We start from the raw sequence: 23,372 nt of genomic DNA on the forward strand, positions 1-23,372 counted from the left end.
GTGTTCTCGCATGCTGCCCCTTTGCCGCACACGAGTCGGGTTTCGGTCATGAGTATCGCCCCCAGGCTGGATTCGGGTTATCGTTTTCCGCTTATAGGCAGACAGTAACCCGGCCCACCGACCCGTCGTAACAGCAACCCCCCAAGTGGCACGCGAAACGGTCCGCTAAACTGAGTTTTACCCCCGCACTGGGGGCGAAAGTGGCACGTCCGCATAAAGGGGGACCATTGTGGATGACACGGGATGGTTGCGGTGGCTGCGGGAGGTGACCCGCGAGGAGTCCATTCGCGGGATCGCCCGGGCCGCGGAGGTTTCGCATACGACGGTGCAGCGTTGGGTTGGTAAGGGTGTGCCGGCTGAGACGGTTTGGGAGTTGACGTTGCGGTTCCGTGGGGATCCGATCAAGGCGTTGATGGTGTTGGGTCGGGTCACCATTGAGCAGGTGCCGCAGTTGAACTTCCCGAAGATTGTTGAGTACGCGCCTGAGGAGACGTTGACGGCTGAGCTGCATAGGCGCGCTCTGGAACGTCATGTTGCTACGCGTACACCCCTGGTGCCGTTGGGGCGGTCGGATAATTTGGCGCGGACCTCATTCCGGCTGACCGGGAAGTAGTGCTAGGCGCGGTCGGCTTCCTCGATCATCGCAATCAGTTCATCGCGGGTCGGTAGCGGCGGCTCGCACTCCGGGTCGCGCAGTACAGGCCCGCCCCGAAGGGTCTCGGGGAAGTACCAACCCGTAGCACGGTGAGAAACGTGCGGTGGCCTAGGCATGGTCGGTCTCCTTCTTTTCGAGCATTGCGGAGAACCGTTCCATCGCGTCTGTGAGTCGCGGACGGTTGCCCTTGGTTTTGTACGCCTGTGTCATGGACCGGTTCGAATGTCCGACGATTTCTATTTTCACGTCATCGTCGACACCGGCCGCGTACAACAAGTCAACGGCCGTGTGCCGCAGGAAGTGGAGTGGCACGTGCTTGTCGGTCAGGCCAACATCCGTGTACCAGGTCTTCCACGCCGCAGACGCCCGTGACGGTTCGATGGGTTGCCCGTCAGCCCTGGCGAACACGAGACCGTACGGGTTCGACGGTGAACGACGACGGTGCGCCTCGAGCATCGACTTGAGCGGGTCGACCAACGGGATGATGCGCCAGCCTGATTTCGACTTGGGTCGGGTCAGGTACAGCTTCCCGGTGAGGTGTCGTGCTTCGAAGGTGCCGTCCATGTCTTTGATGCGTTGCAACTGCCATGACAGGTCGATGACGTCGGTTACGCGGTCCCATTCGAGGGCGAGCAGTTCGGAGCGTCGAATGCCGGTGAGTAGGTAGGTTGCCCAGAGGACGGGGGCGGGGTCGTATGCGTCGGACTCGAGTGATGCGCGCGCGTAGTCGAGTACGGTGATCGCTTCGTCTACGGTGAGCGCTTCACCATCGGAGCGTCCCAACTTTGGTGCGTCTACGAGCGTCGCAACATTGCGGCCCACCCGACCCTCGCGTACCGCATCCGTTAGGGCTTTAGAGAGGAGCCTGTGGGTTGTGAGGGCGTACGTGGATGACAGGCCGGCGTCGTTCATGTGGTCGTGTAGGCGTCGGATGTGCGCCGCCGTCAACTTGTCGAGACGCACCTTGCCGAGTACGGGGATGACCTGCTTCTCGAGCTGGCGACGGTACGTGTACAACGTGGACGGGCGCACACGTTTCGCGGCGACTTTGTCGAGCCAGTACGTCAACCATGACTCAAGGGACTGCGATGCCGTAGGCAGGTCTCCCGTGCGCTCGAGTTCCCTTCGGATCTCCGCGAGCTTCTTGAGCACGACCGCCTTCGACTTCGACGTGACGATCTTCTTCCGGCGCTTCCCGTTGTGCGGGGGCAGTTCGATCGCCGCGCACCACATGCCATCCTGGGCGCGCTGGTACACGCTGCCCTCACCGCGACCGCGCATCAGTCCCACCATCCTTGTCGTTGCGGCAGGGGCGACAACGGTCGCGGTTCCGTGCCTTCGTACACATAGTCGGTTCGGTTGCCCTTGGCGTTGTTGCACTCCCAGCAGATGATCTGGATGTTCTCGATCGCGTCGGACCCTCCGAGCGCGACGGGCACGATGTGATCTTGGACACAGTTGAACGTGTCGAGGGGAGTCTTGCAGTACCGGCAATGGGAGGTCGACCGCAGCAGCGCGATTGCCTCAGCGCGGGAGTGGGTTCCTAGTTCGCGTGCAGCGGCCATGTATTCGGCGCGCGTCCCAACGGGGCGAAGGTCAAGCTCGGAGCGCCACTGCTCGAGCACGGCTGCGGCTTCTTCGCGGGCGCTCTTGACTGCCATGCGACGCCGGCGCTTGCCGTTCTCCTTGGGCATTGCCATGCTCACGCACCACCGCCCGTCTGCCGCCCGCTGGTACAGAGACCCTGCCCCTTTGCGTCGTTCTCGCATGTTCTCCCCCGCCTGTCCACTTAACCCGCAACTTAACCCCGACCGTTCAGGGATATACCCCTACAGTATGTGCCAGTCTCCCGGAATCATGCGGAACGCCCTTGGTTTCTAGACCAATTCTATCATAATCCTCAGTCTTCCAAACTGATTACGCGGGTTCGATTCCCGTCATCCGCTCCACACGACCTTCCCCACGGCTGCCGGCGACGTCGATCCGGCGTTCCGCCACGGCATCCGAACCCATTCAGTGCCCCGGTCAGCCGAGCCTTCCCTTCCTTGAAATACGCGGGCACCTGCGTAGCGTTGAACACGACGCACGACAGACGCCGAACGGGAAGGGTGAACGAATGACCGACACGAAGACCGCACCGAAGAGCACGAAGACCGGAGACCACGCCGACGTCGCGGCGGGCGTCGCGCAGTACCTCACGCCCGTCGTCCACGAACTCGTCGCGCTCGTCGTCAACGGAAAGCAGGCGCACTGGCATGTGCGCGGCGTGAACTTCATCGCCGTGCACGAGCTCATCGACGACGTCGTGGCGCACGCCCAGGAGTGGGCCGACCTCGCCGCCGAGCGGGTCGTCGCGCTCGGCCTGCCGATCGACGGGCGCCTCGCCACCGTCGCCTCGAAGAGCGGCGCGGCGAACCCGAAGCTGGGCTTCCAGCCGTACGAGGAGGCCATCTCCGACGTGGTCGCGCAGATCGACCTCGCGATCGAGAAGGTGAACGCCGCGATCGAAGGGCTCGACGAGCTCGACCCCGCGAGCCAGGACGTCGTCATCGAGATCCGCCGCGGCCTCGACAAGGACCGCTGGTTCCTCTTCTCCCACATCGCCGTCAAGTAGTCGACGATGGCGGGCCGACGGGCCCGGGTGCAGAATGCCGCTATGACGGCGGATGCACCCGGGCCCGTCCCGTTCCCGGACGACGGCCTCGAGCGACTCACCGACGCGCAGCGCTCGTTGCGCGCGCAGATGCTCGCGACCGAGCACTGGAGCCTCCTCGCGAGCCGCAGCACGACGCAGAGCGAGGTGCTCACGCGCATCGCGATCTTCCTCACGCTCGTGTCCGCGGGTCTCGTCACACTCGGTGTGCTGGGCAACGCGACGGAGTTCCGCGGCTGGTTCGGCATCGCGGCGCTCGGCGTCCTCTTCCTCCTGGTACTGCTGGGCCTCATCACCCTGCTGCGCGCCTACAACACGGCGACCGAGGACCTCATGTACGTGCTCGCCATGAACCGTCTGCGCGGCGCCTACCTCGACCTCGACCCCGGCATCGAGCGCTACTTCCTCATGTCCGCCGACGACGACCGGCTCGGCGCGGAACGCACCTACCACTACTTCTTCGCCCGTGGCCCGAGCCAGGTGTTCGCGAGCTCGATGATGATCATCACGGTCGTCACCGCGGCCGTCGCCGGACTGTTCGCCGGGAGCCTCGCCGGTGCGCTCGGCGTACCGGTGGGAGTCGCCGTCACGATCGGCATCGTGGTGGGACTCGCGCTCTTCGTCGGCTTCCTGGTGCGGGGGTACCGGCTGTACCTGCGGTCGTATGCTTCGCACGTGCCGCTGCGGACCACCCCGCCGGCGTCGTCCTAGCGTTGCAGCCAGGTGAGCACGGCGAGCACCCGGCGGTGGTCGCTGCCCGAGTCCTCGAGTCCCAGCTTCTGGAAGATCGACGTCACGTTCTTCTCCACGGCGCCCACGCCGATGAACAACTGCGTGGCGATGCCGGCGTTCGTGCGCCCCTCGGCCATGAGCGCCATGACCTCGCGCTCACGGGGGGTGAGCGACTCGAGCGGGTCGCTGCGACGCGACAGGAGCTCGCGCACCACCTGCGGGTCGAGCACCGTGCCGCCCTCGCTGACGCGTTGCACCGCGTCCTCCAGCTCGTCGAGCGACGCCACCCGGTCTTTCAGCAGATAGCCCATGCCGCCCTCGCCCGACGACAGCAGCTCGTGCGCATAGGTGCCCTCGACGTACTGGCTGAGCAGCAGCACGCCGAGCTTCGGATGCCGCCGGCGAATCTCGATCGCAGCCCGCACGCCCTCGTCGCGGAACGTGGGCGGCATCCGCACGTCGAGCACGGCGACGTCGGGCCCGATCGCGTCGATCTCCGCGAGCAGGGCGTCGGCGTCGCCGAACGAGCCGACCGTCTCGAACCCGGCCTCGTCGAAGAGCCGCACGAGGCCCTCGCGCAGCAGCACGGAGTCCTCGGCGAGCACGATGCGCAATGGGCGGCGGGCGGCATCCGTCATGGACTTCACCCTATCGGCGCCCGCGGCGACGGCCCCGGCGCGAACCGGGGCCGTCGTTCGGCGATGCTCAGACCACGCCGGGGGTCGTGCCCGCCTCGATTCCGGATGCCGCGAGCGGCACGTACGGCACGTGCGCTCCGATCGTGGTCGGCCCGCCCACGGGGCTGTCGAGCACGAGCATGCCGCGGAGACCGCGCACGCGCTCATCGAGCCCGGCGAGGCCGTGCCCCGGCGTCGCCGTGGCGCCGCCCCGACCGTTGTCGGTCACCCAGATGTCGATCCAGCGACCGGCGATCCCCTCGTCGCGGGTCGTGACCCGCAGGCGGATGGCCGTCGCCTCGGCATGCTTCGCCGCGTTGGTCAGCAGCTCGGCGGCGATGAAGTACGCGTTGCGTTCGATGGGAGCGGGCAGGGCGGCGTCGGCGAGTTCGACCTCGACGATGACCGATACGGGGCTGCGCGAGGCCAGCGACTCGAGCCCGGCGGCGAGTCCGCGGTCCTGCAGGATCGGCGGCGCGAAGCCGCGTGAGAGGGCGCGCAGTTCGTCGAGCGCCTCGCGGGCCTGGTCGCGGGCCTCGCCGACGAGGACCTTCGCCGACTCGGGGTCGTGCTCGAGGCGGCGTTCGATCGTCGCGAGGTCCATCTGCAGGCGCACGAGCCGCTGCTGGGGGCCGTCGTGGATGTCGCGCTCGAGGCGGCGGAGCGAGGCATCCTCGGCCTGCACCGCGGCGCCGCGGGAGGCGGCGAGCTGGGCGACCTCGACCTCGAGCGCCTCGGAGCGCCAGGCCCCGAGTACGCCCCGGGCGATGACGTCGTGCAGCAGCGTGAGGCCGCGGAACACGAACGGCAGGGTCGCGAGGAAGGCGAGGCCGAGGACGACCTCCAGGATGCGCTCGCCGGCGACGAGGTCGTAGGTGAAGTCGTTGCCGGGGAAGATCCGGTCGACCAGCCACTCGTTCAGCCAGAACGTGCGGTCGCCGTCGGGAATGTACCCCTGCCAGATCCAGCCGGTCGTGCCCGCCAGCGCGACCGAGGTCCACGCGATGGTGATGCTCCACGTGACGACGCTCACGATGGGGTTGATGACGAGCGTGTGCAGCAGGTACAGCCAGTAGTGGCCGTCGATGAACGGCGCGAACGCGCTGCGCCAGAAGCCCTCCTCACGACCGTCGCGGGCCCAGTTCGGCCGGCGGATCTCGGGGCGTCCTGCCCAGCGCAGTCGGATGAGCTCGAGCGTGCCGAACCCGCGGGCGATGAAGAACCCCGCGATCATGAGGAAGATGCCGACGAACACCGTCACGAGGCCGACGCCCGTGAAGAACACGGTCGCCAGCACGCTGAGCCCGATGATCGCGATCGGCATGGTGAGGATGAGGAACCCGAACTCGCGGGGCACGGATGCCCAGAGGGCACCATAGCCGCGGCGCTCGGACGCGGCATCCGGAGCCGTCGGCGCAGCGGGGGTCGTGCTGCTCGTCGTGGTCGTCATCGTGGTCATCGTCTCAGTGCTCATGGTGCGTTCCTCCAGTAATCGTGGCAGATTGCCCGGGCTCGACGACGGCGAACTGGCCCATCATGCCCTGGTCCTCGTGCCACAGCAGGTGGCAGTGATACATGTACGGGGTATCGGGGTCGGCGTAGTCCTCGAAGCGGAGGAGGAGTTCGAACTCCGTCTCCGGGCGGGCGAAGATGGTGTCCTTCCAGCCCGCGAGCTCAGGGGGCGGCGGTGCGCCGTCGATGGACGCGATCCGGAACTGCACGTCGTGCACGTGGAAGCTGTGCGGCATCTGGCTCGTGTTCTGGACGATCCAGCGCTCGGTCGTGTCGACGGTCACGGTCTCGTCGATCCGTCCCAGGTCCATCTCGTGGCCGTTGATCTCGAAGCCGTCGAGGGTGAACGTGCGGGTGGTCACGGCCTGCGAGGCGTCGACGGACGGCAGCGTGGCGAAGTGGTCCGGCACGTCTGGCGAGGGACCGAGCGAATCGGCCGCCCGCAGCTCGAGCACGTCGAACGAGTCGGTGCCGCCGTTCATCGCAGCGATCGCGTCGATCATGCCCGCCGCGTCGGCGGTCATCTCCGAGCGGAGCACGAGCCGCTCCCCCGGCGTGACGCGCACGAGCACCTCGGCGCGTTCGCCGGGCGACAGCAGCACGCGGTCGAGGTCGACGGATGCCTCGAGCAGGCCGCCGTCGGTGGCGATGAGCTCGACGGGGCGGCCGTCGCTCCAGGTGAAGGCATAGCTGCGCGCGGTCGACGCGTTCAGCAGGCGGAGCCGGACCAGCTCGTCGTGGACGTCGAGGAACGGGCCGCGCGTGCCGTTGACGAGGAGCTGGTCACCGAGCCCGCCCGCGAACCCGTGCGCCGGGTCCTCGCGGAGCCCCTCGGCCGAGAAGCCGGCGTCCTGCACGATGACGGGCACGTCGTCGACGCCGTACTCGCGGGGCAGCGGCAGCGCGGACTCGACGTCGTCCTGCACGAGGAACATGCCCGCGAGGCCGCGGCGGACGTGGTCCTCGGTCTCGCCGTGCGGATGCGGGTGGTACCAGAGCGTGGCCGCCGGCTGGTCCACGTCCCACTCGGGCGACCACGTGGCATCCGGCTCGACCATCTGGTGGGGGCCGCCGTCCATCTCGGCGGGGAGGTGCATGCCGTGCCAGTGCACCGTGGTCGGCTCGTCGAGCGAGTTCGTGACGTCGACGCGCACGTGCTCGCCGCGCTTCGCGACGATGGTCGGGCCGAGGTAGGAGCCGTTGAAGCCCCATGTGTCGCTCGGAACGCCCGGCGTGAACTCGGTCGTGCCCGCCTGCGCGTCGAGGGCGAACACCCGGGTGCCGTCGGCGGTGACCGTCGATTCGGCGAGCGGCGGGATGGCGAGCGGGCTGTCGAAGTCGACCTTCCCGATGGTCGAGACCGGCGCGGGGCCGACGACGCCGCATCCGGCGAAGGCGACGGCGATGAGTGCGCCGGCGGCGACTGCGGCGAGGGCGCCGACGGCGGCACGGGGACGGCGGATGCCGAGGGGGTTGGAACGTGTGGCTGGCATGGTTCCAGCCTCGCGATCGCCGCCCGCCTGCCCCATCCGGCGGCCGACCGGATCGACGCGGGGGTTATCCCCCGGGCATCAGCGGATCGTGTCGTGCGTGAGGCGTCCGCCCATGAGCGTGGCCGCCACCGGCATCGTGCGGAGTCGCTCGACGGATGCCGCGTACGGATCGAGCTCGACGACGGTGAGGTCCGCGCGGGCCCCGACCCGGACCTCGGCGCCGGTGCCGCCGGTGGAGGCGGCGAGCGCGGCGCGCACGTCGATCGCCTGCTCGGGATGCCAGGGCTCGCGACCGTCGCGCGTCCGGCCGACAGCCGCGGCGATCGCGACCCACGGGTCGAGCGGGGCGACCGGCGCGTCGGAGCCGAGAGCGAGCTCGACGCCCGCCGCCTGCAGCTCGGCGAGCATGAAGGCGCGATCGGTGCGTCCGGTCCAGTAGCGGTCGGCGACGTCGCGATCGTCCATGGCGTGCTCGGGCTGCACGCTCGCGATGATGCCGAGGCGGGCGAAGCGCGCGACGTCGTCGTGGCGGAGGAGCTGGGCGTGCTCGACCGAGCCGCGGCATCCGACCTCCTCGAACGCGTCGAGCACGCGGGCGTTCGCCTGGTCGCCGATGGCATGCACCGCGGGGATGAGCCCGCCCTCGTGCGCGCGTCGCATCAGCGGCACGAGCTCGTCGTACGGCACGGTCGCGATGCCGAACGGGTGCTCGTCATCCTCGAGGCCCGGATAGGGGTCGAAGCACCAGGCGGTGCGGGTGTTCAGCGATCCGTCGGTGATGACCTTGGCGCCGCCGACGGTCACGAGGCCACCGGTGCCGCCCACGATCGCGCCGGTGCGGAGTCCCTCGTCGATCGCCCGGTCCAGGTGCTGCGGGTACACGCCGAAGGCGACGCGCAGCGGGAACCGGCCGTCGGCCGCTCGACGAGCCCAGTCGTCGCGGTTCCACCGCATCTCGTAGTCGGTCACGCCCACCACGCCACGCGCGGCGGCCGCGACGGCGGCGTCGGCGACCCAGCCGTCGAGCATGTCATCGGCGACGTCGTCGAGCTCGCGCACCAATCGGAAGCAGTCGCCCTCACGCAGGATGCCGTCGCCCGGCACGTCCACCCCGTGCCGCCGCGCGGCCGCGGTGTTGATCCAACACGCGTGGAGGTCGGCCGCGACGAGGACGACGGGCACGTCGCCCGACACCGCATCGAGCGCAGCGCTCGTCGTGGCATCCGCCCACAACCCGTCGCGGTAGCCGAACCCGATCACCTCGGGCGCACCGGCATCGATCGCGGTCCGCACGAGCTCGACCGCCGCCGCCGCGGACCCGACGCCCGCGAGATCGACTCGGCGCGTCACCATCGCCCACTGCGAGAGGTGCACGTGCCGATCATGCAGGCCGGGCACGATCCAGCGGCCGGAGACTGGGATGCGCTCGACGCGCGGGCCGTCGCCGTCGGGCGGCGTGGTCGGTGCGCCGTGGGGCACGACCTCGGCGACGACGCCGTCTGCGACGAGCACGTCCACGGCCTCGGGCGCGCCGGGCAGCCGCGCGCCCTCGAGGAGCAGGCGGCTCACGCGCGCGCCGCCCGGAGCGCCTCGTGCGTCCGCCGCATCTCGCCGGCGAGCGCGGGGTTCGCGTAGGGACCGTCGCCCTCGAGCTCGGCGATGATCCGGTCGACGGTCTCGGCCGGGCGGTTCTGGCTCATCTTGTTCTTCGCGACGAACCGCGTGATCGGGATGCGAAGCCCCACCGTGCCCGTGGCGATGCGGTCGGCATAGGCCGAGTTCTCGGCGGTGCCCCGCATGCGCCGCGGCTCGGGCATCGGGTCCTCGAAGTGGTCGACCAGCGCCTCGAGCACGCGGAGGTTCTCGTCGGCGCCGAGCACCTCGGGCGTGCCGTAGAGGTGCGCCGTGACGAAGTTCCACGTGGGCACGGCAGGGTTCGCGTCGTACCACCCCGGCGAGATGTACCCGTGCGGACCCTGCACGATGGCCATGACCTCGTGGCGTCCGAGCTCGTGGACGACCTCGTCGGGCCGGCCGACGTGGGTGAGCAGCTCGATCCCTGAGGCGTCCTCGTCGAGGAGCACGGGGTAGTGCGAGGCCACGAGCCCTGCGGCATCCGTCATGCTGACGATCGTCATCCACGGGTGCTCGCGGATGAGGCGCTTGACGCCCTCCTCGCTCGCGAGGGTGAAGCTCGGGTTCTGTCGCATCGGTTCTCCTCAGGCCTGGCAGTAGGGGCACCAGTAGAGCTTGCGGCCGGCCATCTCCTCGAGCACGATGTTCGTGCCGCACACCCGGCAGGGCAGGCCCTCGCGCTTGTACACCCAGTGGCGGTCGGCCCGGTTCGCCATGGCCGCGCGCCATGCCTCGGGGTCGAGGTCGTCCATGGTCATCATCTGGCCGGTCTCCACGCCGATCGCGAGGAGCTTCGTCCAGTCGCGCCAGAGGTGGCGCACGTGCTCCTCGGGCACCGACCGACCCGGTGCGTGCGGGTTCTGGCGGGCGCGGAAGAGCAGCTCGGCACGGTAGACGTTGCCGATGCCGGCGACGACGTTCTGGTCCATGAGCAGGAGGCCGATCGGGGTGGCGCGCTTGCGGACGGCGCGCGTGAACCGCTCCTCGGCCTCGGGGCCGCCGTCGATGAGCGGGTCGGGGCCGAGCTTCGCGACCACCCGCTCGACCTGCGCCGGGTCGAGCACCTCGCACGCCGTCGGGCCGCGCAGGTCGGCGCAGATCGTGTCGGTCAGCAGGCGCACGCGCACCTGGCCCACCGGCTCGGGCGGGAAGGTCTCGAGGCCGTTCCCCTCCTTCTCGGACTCCGACATGCGCAGCCGGGTGCGACGCGGGGCGCCGATCGACGTGAGCGAGTTCTCGCCCGCCGAGTCGAACACCACCGCGTCGGGGTTCGGGCCGTCGAGGAAGGTGCCCCGCTGGTTCGTCTGCCCCATGCGCCCGTTCGCCGACGCGATCGTCGCATCCATGCGGATGTCGCCCGCGAAGTCCCATGCCCCGTACATGCCGAGGTGCACGCGCAGCCACACGTCGCCCTCGAAGCCGAGGAACATCTGCTTGCCCACCGCGCGCGCGTCCGTCATCCGTCGCCCGTCGAGCTCGGCTGCGCCCATGGCGAAGCGGCCCTGCGGGCTCGACGCGTGCACCACGTGCCCGACGAAGTTGCGCTCGAACTGACGGGTGATGCGGTGGACGGAGTGTCCCTCGGGCACCGGACCCCCTAGGCCTCGTTCGCCGACGCGGCGACGTGGTCGACGCCCTTGCCGGCGATGTCACCCGTCGTCTCGTACTCGGCGAGCTGGGCGATGCGCCGCACGTGACGCTCGTCGCCCGAGAACGGCTCGGCGATGAACGCGTCGATGTACCGGATGGCCTCCTGCACGGTGTGCTGACGCGCGCCGATCGAGATGACGTTCGCGTCGTTGTGCTGGCGGGCGAGCATCGCCGTGTCCATGCTCCACACGAGGGCCGCACGGATGCCCCGCACCTTGTTCGCGGCGATCTGCTCGCCGTTGCCCGATCCGCCGAACACGATGCCCAGCGTGCGGACGCCCGCGGCCTGGTCGCGTGCGACCGCCTGCGCCGCGTTGATGCAGAACGCGGGGTAGTCGTCGAGCGGGTCGTACTCGGTGGGGCCGTGGTCGACGACCTCGTGACCGGCGTTGGTCAGGTGATCGACGAGCGTGCGGCTGAACTCGAGGCCGGCGTGGTCGGTCGCGATGTGGATGCGCATGGGGCCAAGTCTAGGGATTCGCGATCCACCGGATGGCGCGCCCGTGCGGCTGCGCCCAGGCCAGCTGCAGGCCGTCGAGCGCGAGCACGAGGTCGCTGCTCTCGTTGTCGACGTCGTCGCGCACCCGGATGCCCGGCGTGACCGACCGCGCCTCGATCGACAGCCAGTGGCCGGGCAGCTCGCGCACCAGGTCGGCGAACCGCTGCCGTCCTGAGGAGTCGAGGTACATGAGCACGGCGGTGTGGAACACCACGAGGGTCGCCTCAGCCGGCACGTCGGCCGCGAGCGTCGTCAGCTGCTCGTTGAGGTCGCCGGCGACGATCCGGGGCGGGTCGGATGCCGCGATGGCGGCTGCCGCGCGAAGCCGCTCACGGCGGTCCTCGTGCTCGGGCCAGACCAGGGCGTCGAGCCATGCGACATCCTCGGGCCGGCGCACGTCGAGCGGGTTGAGGTCGATCCCGCCGCGCCAGGCGACGTTCGGCAGGTGGTCGGGAATCGGAGGCGGCACCGGCCCCCGGGTCTCGCACCTGAGCACCACCTCGCTCGGCCCGCCGGGAGGGTCGAGCTGCGGATGCCCCGAGTAGCGGTAGCTGTAGCGGTCGGGATACAGGCAGAGGCCGGCGGATGCCCCGACCTCGAGCAGCGCGATCGGCCCCTCGATCGCCGCGAGCACCGGAACCTGGAGCGCGCAGCGTCCGGCCTCGTTCGTCTGGGTGGCGTGGGAGAGGGCCGTCTCGCGCACGGCGGGCCAGTTCGCCGTGAGCCACTCGCGAAAGGCGGAGTACGGCCCGACGGGCGCCCCGTGGAACCGCGCGGCGGAGAAGACGAGGTTCGGCTGGCGCTTCGGCGATGGGAGCTCGTCGATGAGCGCGATCGCGGTGGGGTCGTCGGCGACGCCGGCAGCCCATGCCTCATAGGTCGCCGACATGCCGCGCGCCTCGACGTCGGCGAACACGCGGTATCGCTCGCAGGTCGATGCCGCGGCATCCGTGCTCTCGGCCATGGGGCCACCGTAGGGCGGCGGGCGACGTGGGGTCAACGCCGCACTGCACGCGCTCGAGGACCGCACGAGGGGCTGCGGGGGCGGAGGCCTGCAGGGCTAGGCTGGGACACGTTGCCTGCGGCCACGAGCCGCATCGATGACTGCAAAGGAGCGCACGTGCCCGGAGAGAACCTCACCCGTATCGAAGCTGAGGAGCGCGCGGCGCTCGTCACGGTGCACGACTACGACGTCGTGCTCGATGTGACCACCGGTCCGGAGGTGTTCCTCAGCCGGACGACGGTGCGCTTCGCCGCGACCGAGGGTGCTTCGACGTTCATCGACGCCATCACGGCCGAGGTGCACTCGGTGACGCTGAACGGCGTCGCGCTCGATCCGGCCGAGGTCAGCGACGGCGTTCGCATCGAGCTGTCGGGCCTCGCGGCCGAGAACGAGCTCGTGGTCGTCGCCGACGGCCGCTACATGCACACGGGCGAGGGCCTGCACCGCTTCGTCGACCCCGTGGACGACGAGGCCTACCTCTACACCCAGTTCGAGGTGCCCGACTCCCGACGCATGTTCGCCGTGTTCGAGCAGCCCGACCTCAAGGCCTCGTTCCGCTTCACGGTGACGGCGCCGGCGCACTGGGAGGTCGTGTCGAACTCCCCCACGCCCGAGCCCGTCGACGCCCACGAGGGCGCGAAGACCTGGGCGTTCGAGCCCACCCCCCGCATCTCGAGCTACATCACGGCGCTCATCGCCGGCCCGTATGCGGTCGTGCGCGACGAGCTCACCTCGGCCGACGGCCGCACCATCCCGCTCGGCGTCTTCAGCCGCAAGAGCCTCTCGCAGTTCCTCGACGCCGACTACATCTTCGAGAAGACCAAGCAGGGCTTCGAGTACTTCGAAGCGAAGTTCGGCGTGCCCTACCCGTTCGCGAAGTACGACCAGCTGTTCGTGCCCGAGTACAACGCGGGCGCCATGGAGAATGCGGGCGCGGTGACGTTCACCGAGTTCTACGTGTTCCGCTCGAAGGTCACGGACGCCGTGCGTGAGCGCCGCGTCGTCACGATCCTGCACGAGCTCGCGCACATGTGGTTCGGCGACCTCGTCACCATGAAGTGGTGGAACGACCTCTGGCTCAACGAGTCCTTCGCGGAGTGGGCGTCGACCATCGCCACCGCCGAGGCGACCGAGTGGACCGAGGCATGGACGACGTTCAACTCGATGGAGAAGAGCTGGGCGTACCGCCAGGACCAGCTGCCCTCGACCCACCCGGTGGTCGCGACGATCAACGACCTCGAGGACGTGCTCGTCAACTTCGACGGCATCACCTACGCCAAGGGCGGCTCGGTGCTGAAGCAGCTCGTGGCCTGGGTGGGCGTCGACGCGTTCTTCCAGGGCGTCTCGGCGTACTTCCAGAAGCACGCCTGGGGCAACACGACCCTCGCCGACCTGCTCGCCGAGCTCGAGACGGCGAGCGGCCGCGACCTGTCCGACTGGTCCGGGCTCTGGCTCGAGACGGCAGGGGTGAACACGCTGCGTCCGGCCATCGAGACCGACGACGACGGCGTCATCTCGTCGTTCGCGGTGCTCCAGTCGGCGACCGAGGAGCACCCGACGATCCGTCCGCACCGGCTGGCCATCGGCTTCTACAACCTCAGCGAAGGCAAGCTCGTGCGCGACCACCGCGTCGAGCTCGACGTCGACGGCGAGCGCACGGAGGTCGCGGAGCTCGTCGGCCTGCGCCGCCCCGACCTCGTGCTCCTCAACGATGACGACCTCGCCTACGCGAAGATCCGCCTCGACGAGGCCTCGCACGGCGTCGCCCTCGCGAACCTGTCCGAGATCGAGAGCCCGCTCGCGCGCGCCCTGGTCTGGAGCTCGGTGTGGGATGCCACGCGCGACGGCGAGACCCGGGCGAGCGACTACCTCGCCCTCGTGCTCGGCAACATCGCCAGTGAGACCGAGTCCACGACGCTGCGCATCGTGCTCGCGAACGCCGTGCTCGCCGCGAGCGCCTACGTCGCGCCCGAGCGTCGTGCCGACGCCCGCCGGTCCCTGGCCGACGGCTTCTGGCGCCTCGCGCAGGAGGCCGAGGGCGGCAGCGATGCCCAGTTCCAGTTCGTCATGAACTTCGCCGCGATCGCCGAGGCCGGCTCGCACGTCGACGAGCTCGCCGCACTGTACGACGGCTCGCTCGAGCTCGACGGCCTGGAGATCGACACCGACCTCGGCTGGGAGCTGCTCATCGCGCTCGTGGCCGCCGGTCGTGCCGGCGACGCCGAGATCGACGAGCGCCTGGCCGGCGACAACACCGCCACCGGACAGCAGTCCGCCGCGCACGCCCGCGCCGCGATCCAGACGATCGAGGGCAAGGAGCGCGCGTGGGCGTCGCTCGTCGACGTCGACACCGCGACCAACACGGTGGTGCGCGAGACGGCCGAGGGCTTCCTCCGTGCGAACGACGCCGCGCTGCTCGAGGCGTTCGTGGAGCGGTACTTCGCCATGCTCGAGCGCATCTGGGAGGAGCGCAGCTACGCGATCGCCGAGAAGCTCGTCGACGGGCTCTACCCGTCGCCGCTCGCGAACCGCGCCCTCGCGGACGCGAGCCGCGCCTGGCTCGACGCGCACCCCGACGTGCCCGCGCTGCGGCGCCTCGTGATCGAGCGCCTCGCCGGCGTCGACCGCGCCCTCGTCGCGCAGGAGCGTGACGCGCAGGACGCGTAGCGCTCCCCGTTCCGGCTTCCGGGGCGGTGGCGGTGGTACTCCGGTACCACTGCCGCCGCCCCGGAACCGTTCCCGGGGCCGATGCGTGCCCGGCGCGGCATCCGTAGCGTCGAGGCATGATCACTGCAGCAGGACTCACCAAGCGATTCGGGGCGAAGACCGCCGTCGACGACCTCCACTTCACCGTCCACCCGGGCCGCGTCACCGGGTTCCTCGGCCCGAACGGCGCCGGCAAGTCGACCACGATGCGCATGATCGTGGGCCTCGACCGGCCGACGGGCGGATCGGTCACGGTCAACGGCCGGCCCTTCGCGGAGCACCGCGCCCCGCTCCACGAGGTCGGCGCCCTCCTCGACGCGAAGGCCGTGCACACGGGCCGAACCGCCGAGAACCACCTGCTCGCCATGGCCGCCACGCACGGCATCGGTCGCCGGCGTGTGCGCGAGGTCATCGAGCTGACCGGGCTCGAGTCGGTCGCGCGCAAGCGCGTGGGCGGCTTCTCGCTCGGCATGGGCCAGCGGCTCGGCATCGCCGCGGCGCTCCTCGGCGATCCGGCGACGCTGCTCCTCGACGAACCCGTGAACGGGCTCGACCCCGAGGGTGTCCTGTGGGTGCGGCGCCTCGTGCGCCATCTCGCGGGCGAGGGCCGCACCGTCTTCCTCTCCTCGCACCTGATGAGCGAGATGGCGATGACCGCCGACCACCTCATCGTCGTCGGCAAGGGCCGCATCATCACGGATGCCCCCGTCGCCGACGTCATCGCGAACGGCACGAGTCCCCGCGTGCAGGTGCGCTCGCCGCACGCGTCGCGCCTGGCCGACCTGCTCGCCGGCCCGGGCGTCACGGTCGTGCGGTCGGAGGCCGGCCTCCTCGAGGTGACCGGCATCGAAGCAGCCGGCATCGGAGACCTCGCCGCCGCGCACGCCCTCGCCATCCATGAACTCACCCCCAAGAGCGCGTCGCTCGAGGAGGCCTATATGGCCCTCACCGCCGACGCCGTCGAATACCGCACGGAGGCACTCCGATGATCACCATCACCGCACCGACTCGGACCGGCTCGACGCCGGCCGACCCCACGACCGGCCTGACGTTCGGAGGCGTGCTCCGTTCCGAGTGGATCAAGCTCCGCAGCCTCCGCTCGACGGTCTGGTCGTATGGGCTCGTCGTCGCCATCTCGCTCGGCATGGCCCTGCTCATGTCGCTCAGCATGGTCAACGGCATGAGCGGCGGTGCGGATGCCGCGTCCGCACCGGCCGACCAGCAGGCGAGCTTCGTCGTCGACGCCTCGGTGTTCGGCGTGTACTTCGGGCAGCTCGTCGCGGCGGTGCTCGGCGTGCTCGTGATCAGCGGCGAGTACTCCACCGGAATGATCCGCTCGACGCTCACCGCGGTGCCCCGGCGACTGCCGGCGCTCGCCGCCAAGGCCGTGATCCTGGGCGCGGCGACCTTCGTGGTCGGCGTGATCGCGACCTTCAGCGCGTTCGCGGTGTCATCGGCGGTCTTCGCCGGCATCGACGTGTCGGCGAGCCTCGTCGACCCCGCGGTGTTCCTCCCGCTGCTCGGCGGCGCGCTCTACCTGTCGCTCGTGTCCCTCTTCGCGCTCGGCGTCGGCACGATCCTGCGCAGCAGCGCGGGCGGCATCGCCGCCGTCCTCGGCATCCTGCTCCTCCTCCCCACGGTGCTGCAGATGATCCCCGCCGACTGGGCGCAGGACCTCGTGCCGTACCTGATCTCGATCGCCGGCATGAACTCGTTCACCTCCACGACGGCGGAGGCGACCGCCGACGGCTTCGGCGTCTGGCTGAACCTCGCCATCGTGCTCGGATGGGTGGCCGCCGCCGGCATCGGCGCCGCCACGACGCTCACGAAACGCGACGCGTAGAGTCCTGTCCATGACCGCGTCACGGCCCGCCCCCGACCACCAGGACCCGGTGGCCGGGGGCGAGCTGCGTCTGCCGCGAGCGCCGGGGGTCGCCCGACGGTACTGGGCGCGGCATCCGCGACTCGTCGACGGTCTCATCGCCGGGGTCTACGGCGTTCCCACCATCGTCATCACGATCGTCTCGGCGGCCCAGCAGCAGTTGCCGCCGGGGCTGGCCGTCGCGATCGCGGCTGCGGCGCTGGCCGCGAGCCTCGGCCTGCTCGTCGCCCGGCGGACTCATCCGAGGCTGGTGCTCGCCCTCGCCTGGCTGGCCTGCCTCGCCTCGATCTGGGCTCCTTCGGTCGACGTGGTCGCCATCCTCCTCGCCCTCTACGGGCTCGCCGTCTACGGCACCTCTCGTGCGGCATGGATCGGCTTCGGCACATCCGCGGCGGTGGGCGCGGCGGCGGCCTACCTGTCGGCGGCGATCAGGCGGGCCGCCGGGGTGGTGCCGCTCGACGGCGACGCGTTGAGCGCCGCGCTCTCCTTCGCCGTGCTCATGCTCCTGGCGACCCTCATCGGTGTCACGGTCGGCAATCGGCGGCGCTACCTGGACGCGCTGATCGCCCGTGCGCACGACCTGGCCCGAGAGCGCGATCAGCAGTCGCAGCTCGCCGCCGCAGCGGAGCGCGCCCGCATCGCCCGGGAGATGCACGACATCGTGTCGCACGGGCTCACCGTCATGATCACGCTCGCGGAGGGATCGGCGGCGACCGCCCCGAAGGACCCCGAGCGCGCTGCGGCGACGATGCGTCACGTCGCGGAGGCCGGCCGCGACGCGCTCGGCGAGATGCGTCGCATGCTGGGCGTGCTCGAGGGGCCGACGGATGCCGCCGGCTCCGCCGATCGGGCGCCGCAGCCCGGCGTCGATGCGATCCCGGCGCTCGTCGATGGTTTCCGCGACGCCGGCCTGCCCGTGCGCCTCACCACCGCCGGTGCGCCGATCACGGAGCCGACGCTCGAGCTCGCGGTCTACCGGCTCGTGCAGGAGGGCCTCACGAACGCGCTGCGGCACGCCGACGGCGCGCAGCAGGTCGACGTCCGAATCGTCCACGGCGACGACGCGGTCGAGGTGGTCGTGGAGGACGACGGCCACGCCCACGGCATGCCCGGGATCGTCGGCTCCGGTCGGGGCTTGCCCGGCCTTCGCGAGCGGGTCGGGCTCTACGGCGGCACCCTCGATGCGGGCCCACGGTCGACCGGCGGCTGGCGCATGCACGCGACGCTGCACGCGACGCTGGAGGCGGCGTATGACCGACGTTCCACCGATGCCGCCGTGGACGCGGCGGCACGGACGGAGGACCCGGCGTGACGGACGACCGGTGGGACATCCGCGTCGCCATCGTCGACGACCAGGCGCTCGTGCGCACCGGATTCCGGATGGTGCTCGACGCGGAACCCGACCTCGTCGTGGTCGGCGAAGCCGGAGACGGTGCCGCCGCCATCGAGCTGGCACGGTCGACGCCCATCGACGTGATGCTCATGGACGTGCGCATGCCCGGGGTCGACGGCATCGCCGCCACCGCCGAGGTGACCGCGGGGCCCGCCTCGCCGCGGGTCATCGTGCTCACCACCTTCGACCTCGACGAGTACGCGTTCGCGGCGATCCGGGCGGGCGCCAGCGGCTTCCTCCTGAAGGATGCCCGGCCGCAGGAGCTGACCACCGCGATCCGCACGGTGCACGCCGGCGAGGCCGCGCTCGCGCCCCGCGTCACCCGCCGGATGATCGAGCTGTTCGCCGCCGACCTCCCGGCTTCGGGAGCCGCCGATGCGCGAGCCGAGCTGTTCGACCGGCTGTCACCCCGAGAACGCGAGATCCTCGTCGCCATCGCCGAGGGCCTCAACAACAGCGAGCTCGCATCGAGGTTCTTCCTCTCCGAATCGACGGTGAAGACGCACGTCGGACGCATCCTGCAGAAGCTCGACGCCCGCGACCGCGTGCACCTTGTCATCCTCGCCTACGAGCACGGGCTCCTCAGCGGGCCAGGAACATCCCCCGAGCGTCGGTAGGCTGTCTGGGCACACCGACACGGAGGGCCCATCGATGGCAGCTGCACACCTCACCCGACTCGAGGCAGAGGAGCGCGTCGGCATCGTGCACGCGCCGAGCTACGAGGTCGACCTCGACCTCACGGGCGACGGCGGAACGTTCCGGTCCACCACGGTGGTGCGGTTCGGCGCGACGCCCGGCGCGTCCACCTTCATCGAGTCGACAACCCTCGAGGTGCACGAGCTCGTGCTGAACGATCGGCCGCTCGACCCGGCAGCGGTCATCGACGGCGACCGCATCCGCCTCGTCGCCCTCGAGGCGCAGAACGAGCTCGTGGTGCGGTCGACGCGCGCCTATTCGAACACCGGCGAGGGCCTGCACCGCTTCGTCGATCCCGTCGACGAAGCCGTGTACCTCTACACCGAGTTCGCGGTGGCCGAGGCGAACCGGGTCTACGCCGTCTTCGACCAGCCCGATCTCAAGGCGTCGGTGCGGTTCACCATCACGGCGCCCGCCGCGTGGCAGGTGCTGAGCAACGCGCCCACGCCCGACCCGGTGCCGGCAGGCACTGACGGCACGACCGCGACGTGGGCGTTCGAGACCGGCCCGGTCATCTCGAGCTACATCGTCGCCATCATCGCCGGCCCGTATGCGGCCTGGCGCGGCGCGGCTCGCAGCATCGACGGCCGCGACGTTCCGCTCGGCCTCTTCACCCGCGCCTCGCTCGCGCAGTACGCCGAGCCCGACGTCATGTTCGAGACGGTGCAGGCGGGACTCGCGTTCTACGAACGGGCCTTCGGCGTCCCCTATCCCTTCGGCAAGTACGACCAGGTCTTCGTGCCCGAGTACAACTGGGGCGCCATGGAGAACGTCGGCGCCGTCACGTTCAACGAGGGCTACCTGTTCCGGTCGCGCGTCTCGGACGCCCGGCGCGAGCAGCGCGCCATCGTGGTGCTGCACGAGCTCAGCCACATGTGGTTCGGCAACTCGGTGACCATGCGCTGGTGGAACGACCTCTGGTTGAACGAGTCGTTCGCCACGTGGGCGTCGACGCTGGCCACGTCGCAGGTCACGGAGTTCACGGGCGTCTGGGCGACGTTCGCGAGCGACGAGAAGACCCACGCGGCCGAGCAGGACCAGCTTCCCTCGACGCACCCGATCGTCGCCGAGATCCGCGACCTCGGCGACGTCGAGGTGAACTTCGACGCCATCACGTACGACAAGGGCGCCTCGGTCTTGAAGCAGCTCGTCGCGTGGGTCGGCCTCGAGGCGTTCCAGCGGGGCGTCGGCGCCTACCTGACGGCGCACGGCGGTGGCAACGCCACCCTGCGCGACCTCCTCGACGAGCTCGAGCGGGCGAGCGGGCGGGACCTCACCCGGTGGTCCGAGCTCTGGCTCGAGACCGCCGGCGTGAACACCCTGCGAGCGATCGTCGAGACGGATGCCGCGGGCACGATCACCGCGGCGCGCATCGAGCAGACCGCGGCGGCGGCACATCCGACCCTCCGCCCGCATCGTGTCGCGATCGGCTGCTATTCCGCCGACGAGCACGGCGCCCTCGTGCGCACGCACCGCCTCGAGCTCGACGTCGACGGCGCCGTCACCGACGTTCCCGACCTCGTGGGCGTCCAGCGCCCCGACCTGCTGCTCGTGAACGACGACGACCTCACCTACGCGAAGGTGCGGCTCGACGATGCCTCCTTCGCCGCCGCGATCGCGGGCCTGGCTGAACTCGCCGACCCCGTCGCGCGGGCGGTCGTTCTCGGCTCGGCGTGGGATGCGGTGCGCGACGCCGAACTGCCCGCGAGCGAGTTCGTGCGGCTCGTGCTCGGCAGCGTCGGCCACGAGACGCAATCCGCCGCGCGGGGCCTCGCCCTCTCCCGACTCGAGCTCGCCGTCGGCCGCTACCTGGCCGACGAGCACCGCGAGCGGATCGCGGCCGAGACGGGCGACGCGGTGTGGGCGCTCGCGGAGCTCGCGCAGGCGGGCAGCGACACCCAGCTGCAGTTCGTGAAGGCGTTCACCCGGCTTGCGGCGACGCAGGCCCACGCCGACGTGCTCGGCAGCCTCCTGGACGGCTCCATCAAGCTGCCCGGGCTCGACGTCGACCTCGACCTGCGGTGGGAGCTCGTGATCGCGCGCTCGGCCCTCGGCGCGGCATCCGACGAGGAGATCGACGCGGCGCTCGCGCTCGACGAGACCGCCAAGGGCCGCCAGCTCGCGGAGACCGCCCGTGCGGCTCGCCCCGACCAGGCGGTGAAGGATGCCGCGTGGCGTCGCGTCGCGACCGACGCGAGCCTCTCGAACGACCTCGCCCGCGCCATCGCCGAGGGATGGCGTCGCACGACGGCACCCGAGCTGCTCGCCACGACCGCCACCGCCTACTTCGAGATGCTCCAGCGCACCTGGTCGGAGCGGAGCTTCACGATGGCCTCGCTCATCGTGTCGCGGCTCTTCCCGTCGCCGCTCGTCGACGAGGAGCTCGCCGCCATGGCCCGCGAGTGGCTCGCCGCGAACGTGTCGCCGGCGCCGTTGCACCGGCTCGTCTCCGAGCAGCTCGATGAGCTCGAGCGTGCGCTGGCGGCTCGCGCGTGCGATGCCAGCATGCTCTCGGGCGCGGCTCAGTAGACTCTCTCACCATGTTCCGAGCCGCAGAGACCCCCACCGACCCTGCCGACGAGACCCCGCTCAGCGGCAACTTCTGGGCGGGCGTGGCGCAGTTCTGGGCCGACAACTGGGACGTCATCGTCGGCAAGCTCATCGCGATCCTGTTCATCATCGCGATCGCGTTCCTCATCCGATGGATCCTCCACTTCGTCATCGACCGCACCGTGAACCGCGTGGTGTCGGGCGTCAAGAAGAAGCAGGACGTCACCGACACGCAGGCCCTGCAGGCGTCGCCGCTCGCCGCCGTGCGCGTCGTGCAGCGCACCCGCACGCTCGGCACCGTGCTCACGAACATCGTGAACGTGACGCTGTTCATCGTCGTCACGCTCATGATCGTGAGCACCATCGACCCCTCCATCCTCGGCTCCTTCGCGCTGCTCTCCGCAGCGATCGGCGCCGGCCTCGGCTTCGGCGCGCAGAACATCGTGAAGGACGCGCTGAACGGCATCTTCATGGTCGTGGAGGACCAGCTCGGCGTCGGCGACGTCGTCGACCTCGGCCCCGCGACCGGCATCGTCGAGGAGGTGCGCATCCGCGTCACGACGGTGCGCGACGTGAACGGCACGCTCTGGTTCGTGCGCAACGGCGAGATCCTCAGAGTCGGCAACATGTCCCAGGGCTGGGCGCGGGTCATCCTCGACCTCGCGGTGCCGTACGATGCCGACGTGGAAGCCGTCGAGAGCGAGATGCTCCGCACCGCCACCGAGCTCGCACAGTCGGGCAAGTGGCGTTCGCGCGTACTCGAGAAGCCCGAGATCTGGGGCCTCGAGTCGATCTCCGATGAGGCGATGGTCATCCGCATCGTCATGAAGGTGCGCACGTCGTCGAAGGACGACGTGGCCCGCGAGCTCCGCACCCGCCTGAAGCACGCGATGGACGCCATGGGCGTGACACTCCCGAGCCTCTCGAGCGTCGTGCTCAGCGGCTTCGACGGCGCGACCCGGGTCAAGGGCGCGAAGCCCCCGAGGACCGGGCCCAGCAGCGTGGTGACGACGGATGCCTCGCGCACGGCGATCGCCACGAAGCCGAAGGTTCCCCGCGCCCCCCGCGCCCCGAAGCCGCCGACCACGGGAGGCGCCGAGTGACCGACCAGGCGAACCCCGCGGCATCCGGGCCCGTGCAGCCGGCGGGCGTGCCGCTGCGCGGCAGCGAGCACGGCCCGGCGCTCGGACCCTCGTTCTACGAGACCGTCGGCGGTCGCGCCACGTTCGAGCGGCTCGTCGCCGAGTTCTACCGCGGCGTCGCCGACGATCCCGTGCTCCGGCCGATGTACCCCGAGGAGGACCTCGGGCCGGCCGCCGAACGGCTCACCATGTTCCTCGAGCAGTACTGGGGCGGTCCCGGCACGTACAGCGAGCAGCGCGGGCACCCGCGCCTGCGCATGCGCCACCTCCCGTTCAAGGTGAACCCCGACGCGCGCGACCGCTGGCTCGCGCACATGCGCGCGGCGGTCGACTCCCTCGACCTGCCGCCGCTCGCCGAGGAGACGCTCTGGGACTACCTGCAGCGCGCCGCGTTCGCGATGGTCAACACCTTCGAGGACTGAACGCCCCACCCACCCCGCACCACCCAGACGAAGGAGTCCACGTGGCCGCCACCCCCGCGCCCTCATCCCCCG

Annotated in this window: 21 protein-coding genes; 11 read left to right on the forward strand and 10 right to left on the reverse strand. The window is 70.4% G+C overall.

Features of this window, described 5'->3' with window-relative positions; translation table 11 throughout:
* The first annotated feature begins 229 nt into the window (after window positions 1-229).
* The gene (locus J2X63_RS16095; protein ID WP_309979060.1) at window positions 230-613 is read left to right on the forward strand and encodes a hypothetical protein; all 384 of its coding nucleotides are present in this window, start codon (window positions 230-232) and stop codon (window positions 611-613) included.
* A gap of 150 nt (window positions 614-763) precedes the next feature.
* On the opposite strand, the gene xerC is transcribed toward J2X63_RS16095, so the two are convergent.
* Window positions 764-1,948 (reverse strand): site-specific integrase, encoded by a 1,185-nt coding sequence (gene xerC, locus J2X63_RS16100; protein WP_309979062.1) that lies wholly within the window; start codon window positions 1,946-1,948, stop codon window positions 764-766.
* A complete protein-coding gene (locus J2X63_RS16105) occupies window positions 1,936-2,349 on the reverse strand; it encodes an HNH endonuclease (RefSeq protein WP_309979064.1) in 414 nt (137 codons plus the stop codon). Before J2X63_RS16105 ends, xerC begins: the two co-directional genes overlap by 13 nt.
* Window positions 2,350-2,771: 422 nt before the next feature.
* On the opposite strand from J2X63_RS16105, the gene J2X63_RS16110 reads away from it, so the two are divergent.
* The gene (locus tag J2X63_RS16110; RefSeq protein WP_309979065.1) at window positions 2,772-3,269 is read left to right on the forward strand and encodes a DNA starvation/stationary phase protection protein; all 498 of its coding nucleotides are present in this window, start codon (window positions 2,772-2,774) and stop codon (window positions 3,267-3,269) included.
* 42 nt (window positions 3,270-3,311) lie between these two features.
* The gene (locus tag J2X63_RS16115) at window positions 3,312-4,019 is read left to right on the forward strand and encodes a hypothetical protein (RefSeq protein WP_309979067.1); all 708 of its coding nucleotides are present in this window, start codon (window positions 3,312-3,314) and stop codon (window positions 4,017-4,019) included.
* Here J2X63_RS16115 and J2X63_RS16120 read toward each other — a convergent pair.
* The 8 genes from J2X63_RS16120 to J2X63_RS16155 form a co-directional block, all read right to left on the reverse strand.
* Entirely contained in the window at window positions 4,016-4,678 is a 663-nt protein-coding gene (locus tag J2X63_RS16120; protein ID WP_309979069.1) for a response regulator transcription factor, read from the reverse strand. The two genes, J2X63_RS16115 and J2X63_RS16120, sit on opposite strands and share 4 nt — an antisense overlap.
* Before the next feature lie 67 nt (window positions 4,679-4,745).
* Window positions 4,746-6,191 (reverse strand): sensor domain-containing protein, encoded by a 1,446-nt coding sequence (locus J2X63_RS16125; RefSeq protein WP_309979071.1) that lies wholly within the window; start codon window positions 6,189-6,191, stop codon window positions 4,746-4,748.
* Window positions 6,181-7,722, reverse strand: a complete 1,542-nt coding sequence (locus tag J2X63_RS16130) for a multicopper oxidase domain-containing protein (RefSeq protein WP_309979073.1) — start codon at window positions 7,720-7,722, stop codon at window positions 6,181-6,183. Before J2X63_RS16130 ends, J2X63_RS16125 begins: the two co-directional genes overlap by 11 nt.
* Before the next feature lie 78 nt (window positions 7,723-7,800).
* Window positions 7,801-9,291 carry an amidohydrolase family protein gene (locus J2X63_RS16135; RefSeq protein WP_309979075.1) on the reverse strand — a complete coding sequence of 497 codons (1,491 nt, stop codon included), beginning with the start codon at window positions 9,289-9,291 and terminating at the stop codon, window positions 7,801-7,803.
* A complete protein-coding gene (locus J2X63_RS16140) occupies window positions 9,288-9,932 on the reverse strand; it encodes an FMN-binding negative transcriptional regulator (protein WP_309979077.1) in 645 nt (214 codons plus the stop codon). Before J2X63_RS16140 ends, J2X63_RS16135 begins: the two co-directional genes overlap by 4 nt.
* Window positions 9,933-9,941: 9 nt before the next feature.
* The gene (locus tag J2X63_RS16145) at window positions 9,942-10,946 is read right to left on the reverse strand and encodes a DNA-formamidopyrimidine glycosylase family protein (RefSeq protein ID WP_309979079.1); all 1,005 of its coding nucleotides are present in this window, start codon (window positions 10,944-10,946) and stop codon (window positions 9,942-9,944) included.
* Window positions 10,947-10,954: 8 nt separating this feature from the next.
* The gene (locus tag J2X63_RS16150) at window positions 10,955-11,467 is read right to left on the reverse strand and encodes a ribose-5-phosphate isomerase (RefSeq protein ID WP_309979081.1); all 513 of its coding nucleotides are present in this window, start codon (window positions 11,465-11,467) and stop codon (window positions 10,955-10,957) included.
* A gap of 10 nt (window positions 11,468-11,477) precedes the next feature.
* Complete coding sequence (locus J2X63_RS16155; RefSeq protein WP_309979084.1) at window positions 11,478-12,470, reverse strand: DUF2332 domain-containing protein; 993 nt, start codon at window positions 12,468-12,470, stop codon at window positions 11,478-11,480.
* Between the two features lie 156 nt (window positions 12,471-12,626).
* Here J2X63_RS16155 and pepN (J2X63_RS16160) point away from each other — a divergent pair, with 156 nt between their 5' ends.
* The 8 genes from pepN (J2X63_RS16160) to J2X63_RS16195 all read left to right on the forward strand — a co-directional run bounded on the left by pepN (J2X63_RS16160) (window position 12,627) and on the right by J2X63_RS16195 (window position 23,300).
* A complete protein-coding gene (pepN, locus tag J2X63_RS16160) occupies window positions 12,627-15,176 on the forward strand; it encodes an aminopeptidase N (protein WP_309979086.1) in 2,550 nt (849 codons plus the stop codon).
* A 116-nt stretch (window positions 15,177-15,292) separates the two neighbouring features.
* Window positions 15,293-16,204, forward strand: coding sequence for an ATP-binding cassette domain-containing protein (locus J2X63_RS16165; protein WP_309979088.1), 912 nt, complete (start codon window positions 15,293-15,295; stop codon window positions 16,202-16,204).
* Window positions 16,201-17,058, forward strand: coding sequence for an ABC transporter permease subunit (locus tag J2X63_RS16170; RefSeq protein WP_309979091.1), 858 nt, complete (start codon window positions 16,201-16,203; stop codon window positions 17,056-17,058). The genes J2X63_RS16165 and J2X63_RS16170 overlap by 4 nt, the downstream gene beginning before the upstream one ends.
* Before the next feature lie 10 nt (window positions 17,059-17,068).
* Window positions 17,069-18,409: a histidine kinase gene (locus J2X63_RS16175; protein WP_309979093.1), complete on the forward strand. Its 1,341-nt coding sequence runs from the start codon at window positions 17,069-17,071 to the stop codon at window positions 18,407-18,409.
* On the forward strand, window positions 18,406-19,107 hold the full coding sequence (locus J2X63_RS16180) for a response regulator transcription factor (RefSeq protein WP_309979095.1): 702 nt from the start codon (window positions 18,406-18,408) through the stop codon (window positions 19,105-19,107). Before J2X63_RS16175 ends, J2X63_RS16180 begins: the two co-directional genes overlap by 4 nt.
* 34 nt (window positions 19,108-19,141) lie before the next feature.
* Window positions 19,142-21,715 carry an aminopeptidase N gene (gene pepN, locus J2X63_RS16185; protein ID WP_309979097.1) on the forward strand — a complete coding sequence of 858 codons (2,574 nt, stop codon included), beginning with the start codon at window positions 19,142-19,144 and terminating at the stop codon, window positions 21,713-21,715.
* Window positions 21,716-21,726: 11 nt separating this feature from the next.
* On the forward strand, window positions 21,727-22,839 hold the full coding sequence (locus J2X63_RS16190; protein ID WP_309979099.1) for a mechanosensitive ion channel family protein: 1,113 nt from the start codon (window positions 21,727-21,729) through the stop codon (window positions 22,837-22,839).
* A 53-nt stretch (window positions 22,840-22,892) separates the two neighbouring features.
* The gene (locus tag J2X63_RS16195; RefSeq protein ID WP_309980172.1) at window positions 22,893-23,300 is read left to right on the forward strand and encodes a globin; all 408 of its coding nucleotides are present in this window, start codon (window positions 22,893-22,895) and stop codon (window positions 23,298-23,300) included.
* The last annotated feature ends 72 nt before the right edge of the window (window positions 23,301-23,372 follow it).

It is taken from the genome of Agromyces sp. 3263, from assembly GCF_031456545.1.
In the GTDB taxonomy this organism is placed as follows: domain Bacteria; phylum Actinomycetota; class Actinomycetes; order Actinomycetales; family Microbacteriaceae; genus Agromyces.

Bases quoted from the DNA above. Each gene is read 5' to 3' on its own strand.
- J2X63_RS16115 (WP_309979067.1), top strand. From the start codon at position 3,312: ATGACGGCGGATGCACCCGGGCCCGTCCCGTTCCCGGACGACGGCCTC.
- J2X63_RS16110 (WP_309979065.1), top strand. From the start codon at position 2,772: ATGACCGACACGAAGACCGCACCGAAGAGCACGAAGACCGGAGACCAC.
- J2X63_RS16190 (WP_309979099.1), top strand. From the start codon at position 21,727: ATGTTCCGAGCCGCAGAGACCCCCACCGACCCTGCCGACGAGACCCCG.
- J2X63_RS16140 (WP_309979077.1), bottom strand. From the start codon at position 9,932: ATGCGACAGAACCCGAGCTTCACCCTCGCGAGCGAGGAGGGCGTCAAG.
- J2X63_RS16120 (WP_309979069.1), bottom strand. From the start codon at position 4,678: ATGACGGATGCCGCCCGCCGCCCATTGCGCATCGTGCTCGCCGAGGAC.
- pepN (WP_309979097.1), top strand. From the start codon at position 19,142: ATGGCAGCTGCACACCTCACCCGACTCGAGGCAGAGGAGCGCGTCGGC.
- J2X63_RS16105 (WP_309979064.1), bottom strand. From the start codon at position 2,349: ATGCCCAAGGAGAACGGCAAGCGCCGGCGTCGCATGGCAGTCAAGAGC.
- J2X63_RS16170 (WP_309979091.1), top strand. From the start codon at position 16,201: ATGATCACCATCACCGCACCGACTCGGACCGGCTCGACGCCGGCCGAC.
- J2X63_RS16155 (WP_309979084.1), bottom strand. From the start codon at position 12,470: ATGGCCGAGAGCACGGATGCCGCGGCATCGACCTGCGAGCGATACCGC.
- xerC (WP_309979062.1), bottom strand. From the start codon at position 1,948: ATGGTGGGACTGATGCGCGGTCGCGGTGAGGGCAGCGTGTACCAGCGC.
- J2X63_RS16130 (WP_309979073.1), bottom strand. From the start codon at position 7,722: ATGCCAGCCACACGTTCCAACCCCCTCGGCATCCGCCGTCCCCGTGCC.
- J2X63_RS16150 (WP_309979081.1), bottom strand. From the start codon at position 11,467: ATGCGCATCCACATCGCGACCGACCACGCCGGCCTCGAGTTCAGCCGC.
- J2X63_RS16125 (WP_309979071.1), bottom strand. From the start codon at position 6,191: ATGAGCACTGAGACGATGACCACGATGACGACCACGACGAGCAGCACG.
- J2X63_RS16165 (WP_309979088.1), top strand. From the start codon at position 15,293: ATGATCACTGCAGCAGGACTCACCAAGCGATTCGGGGCGAAGACCGCC.
- J2X63_RS16175 (WP_309979093.1), top strand. From the start codon at position 17,069: ATGACCGCGTCACGGCCCGCCCCCGACCACCAGGACCCGGTGGCCGGG.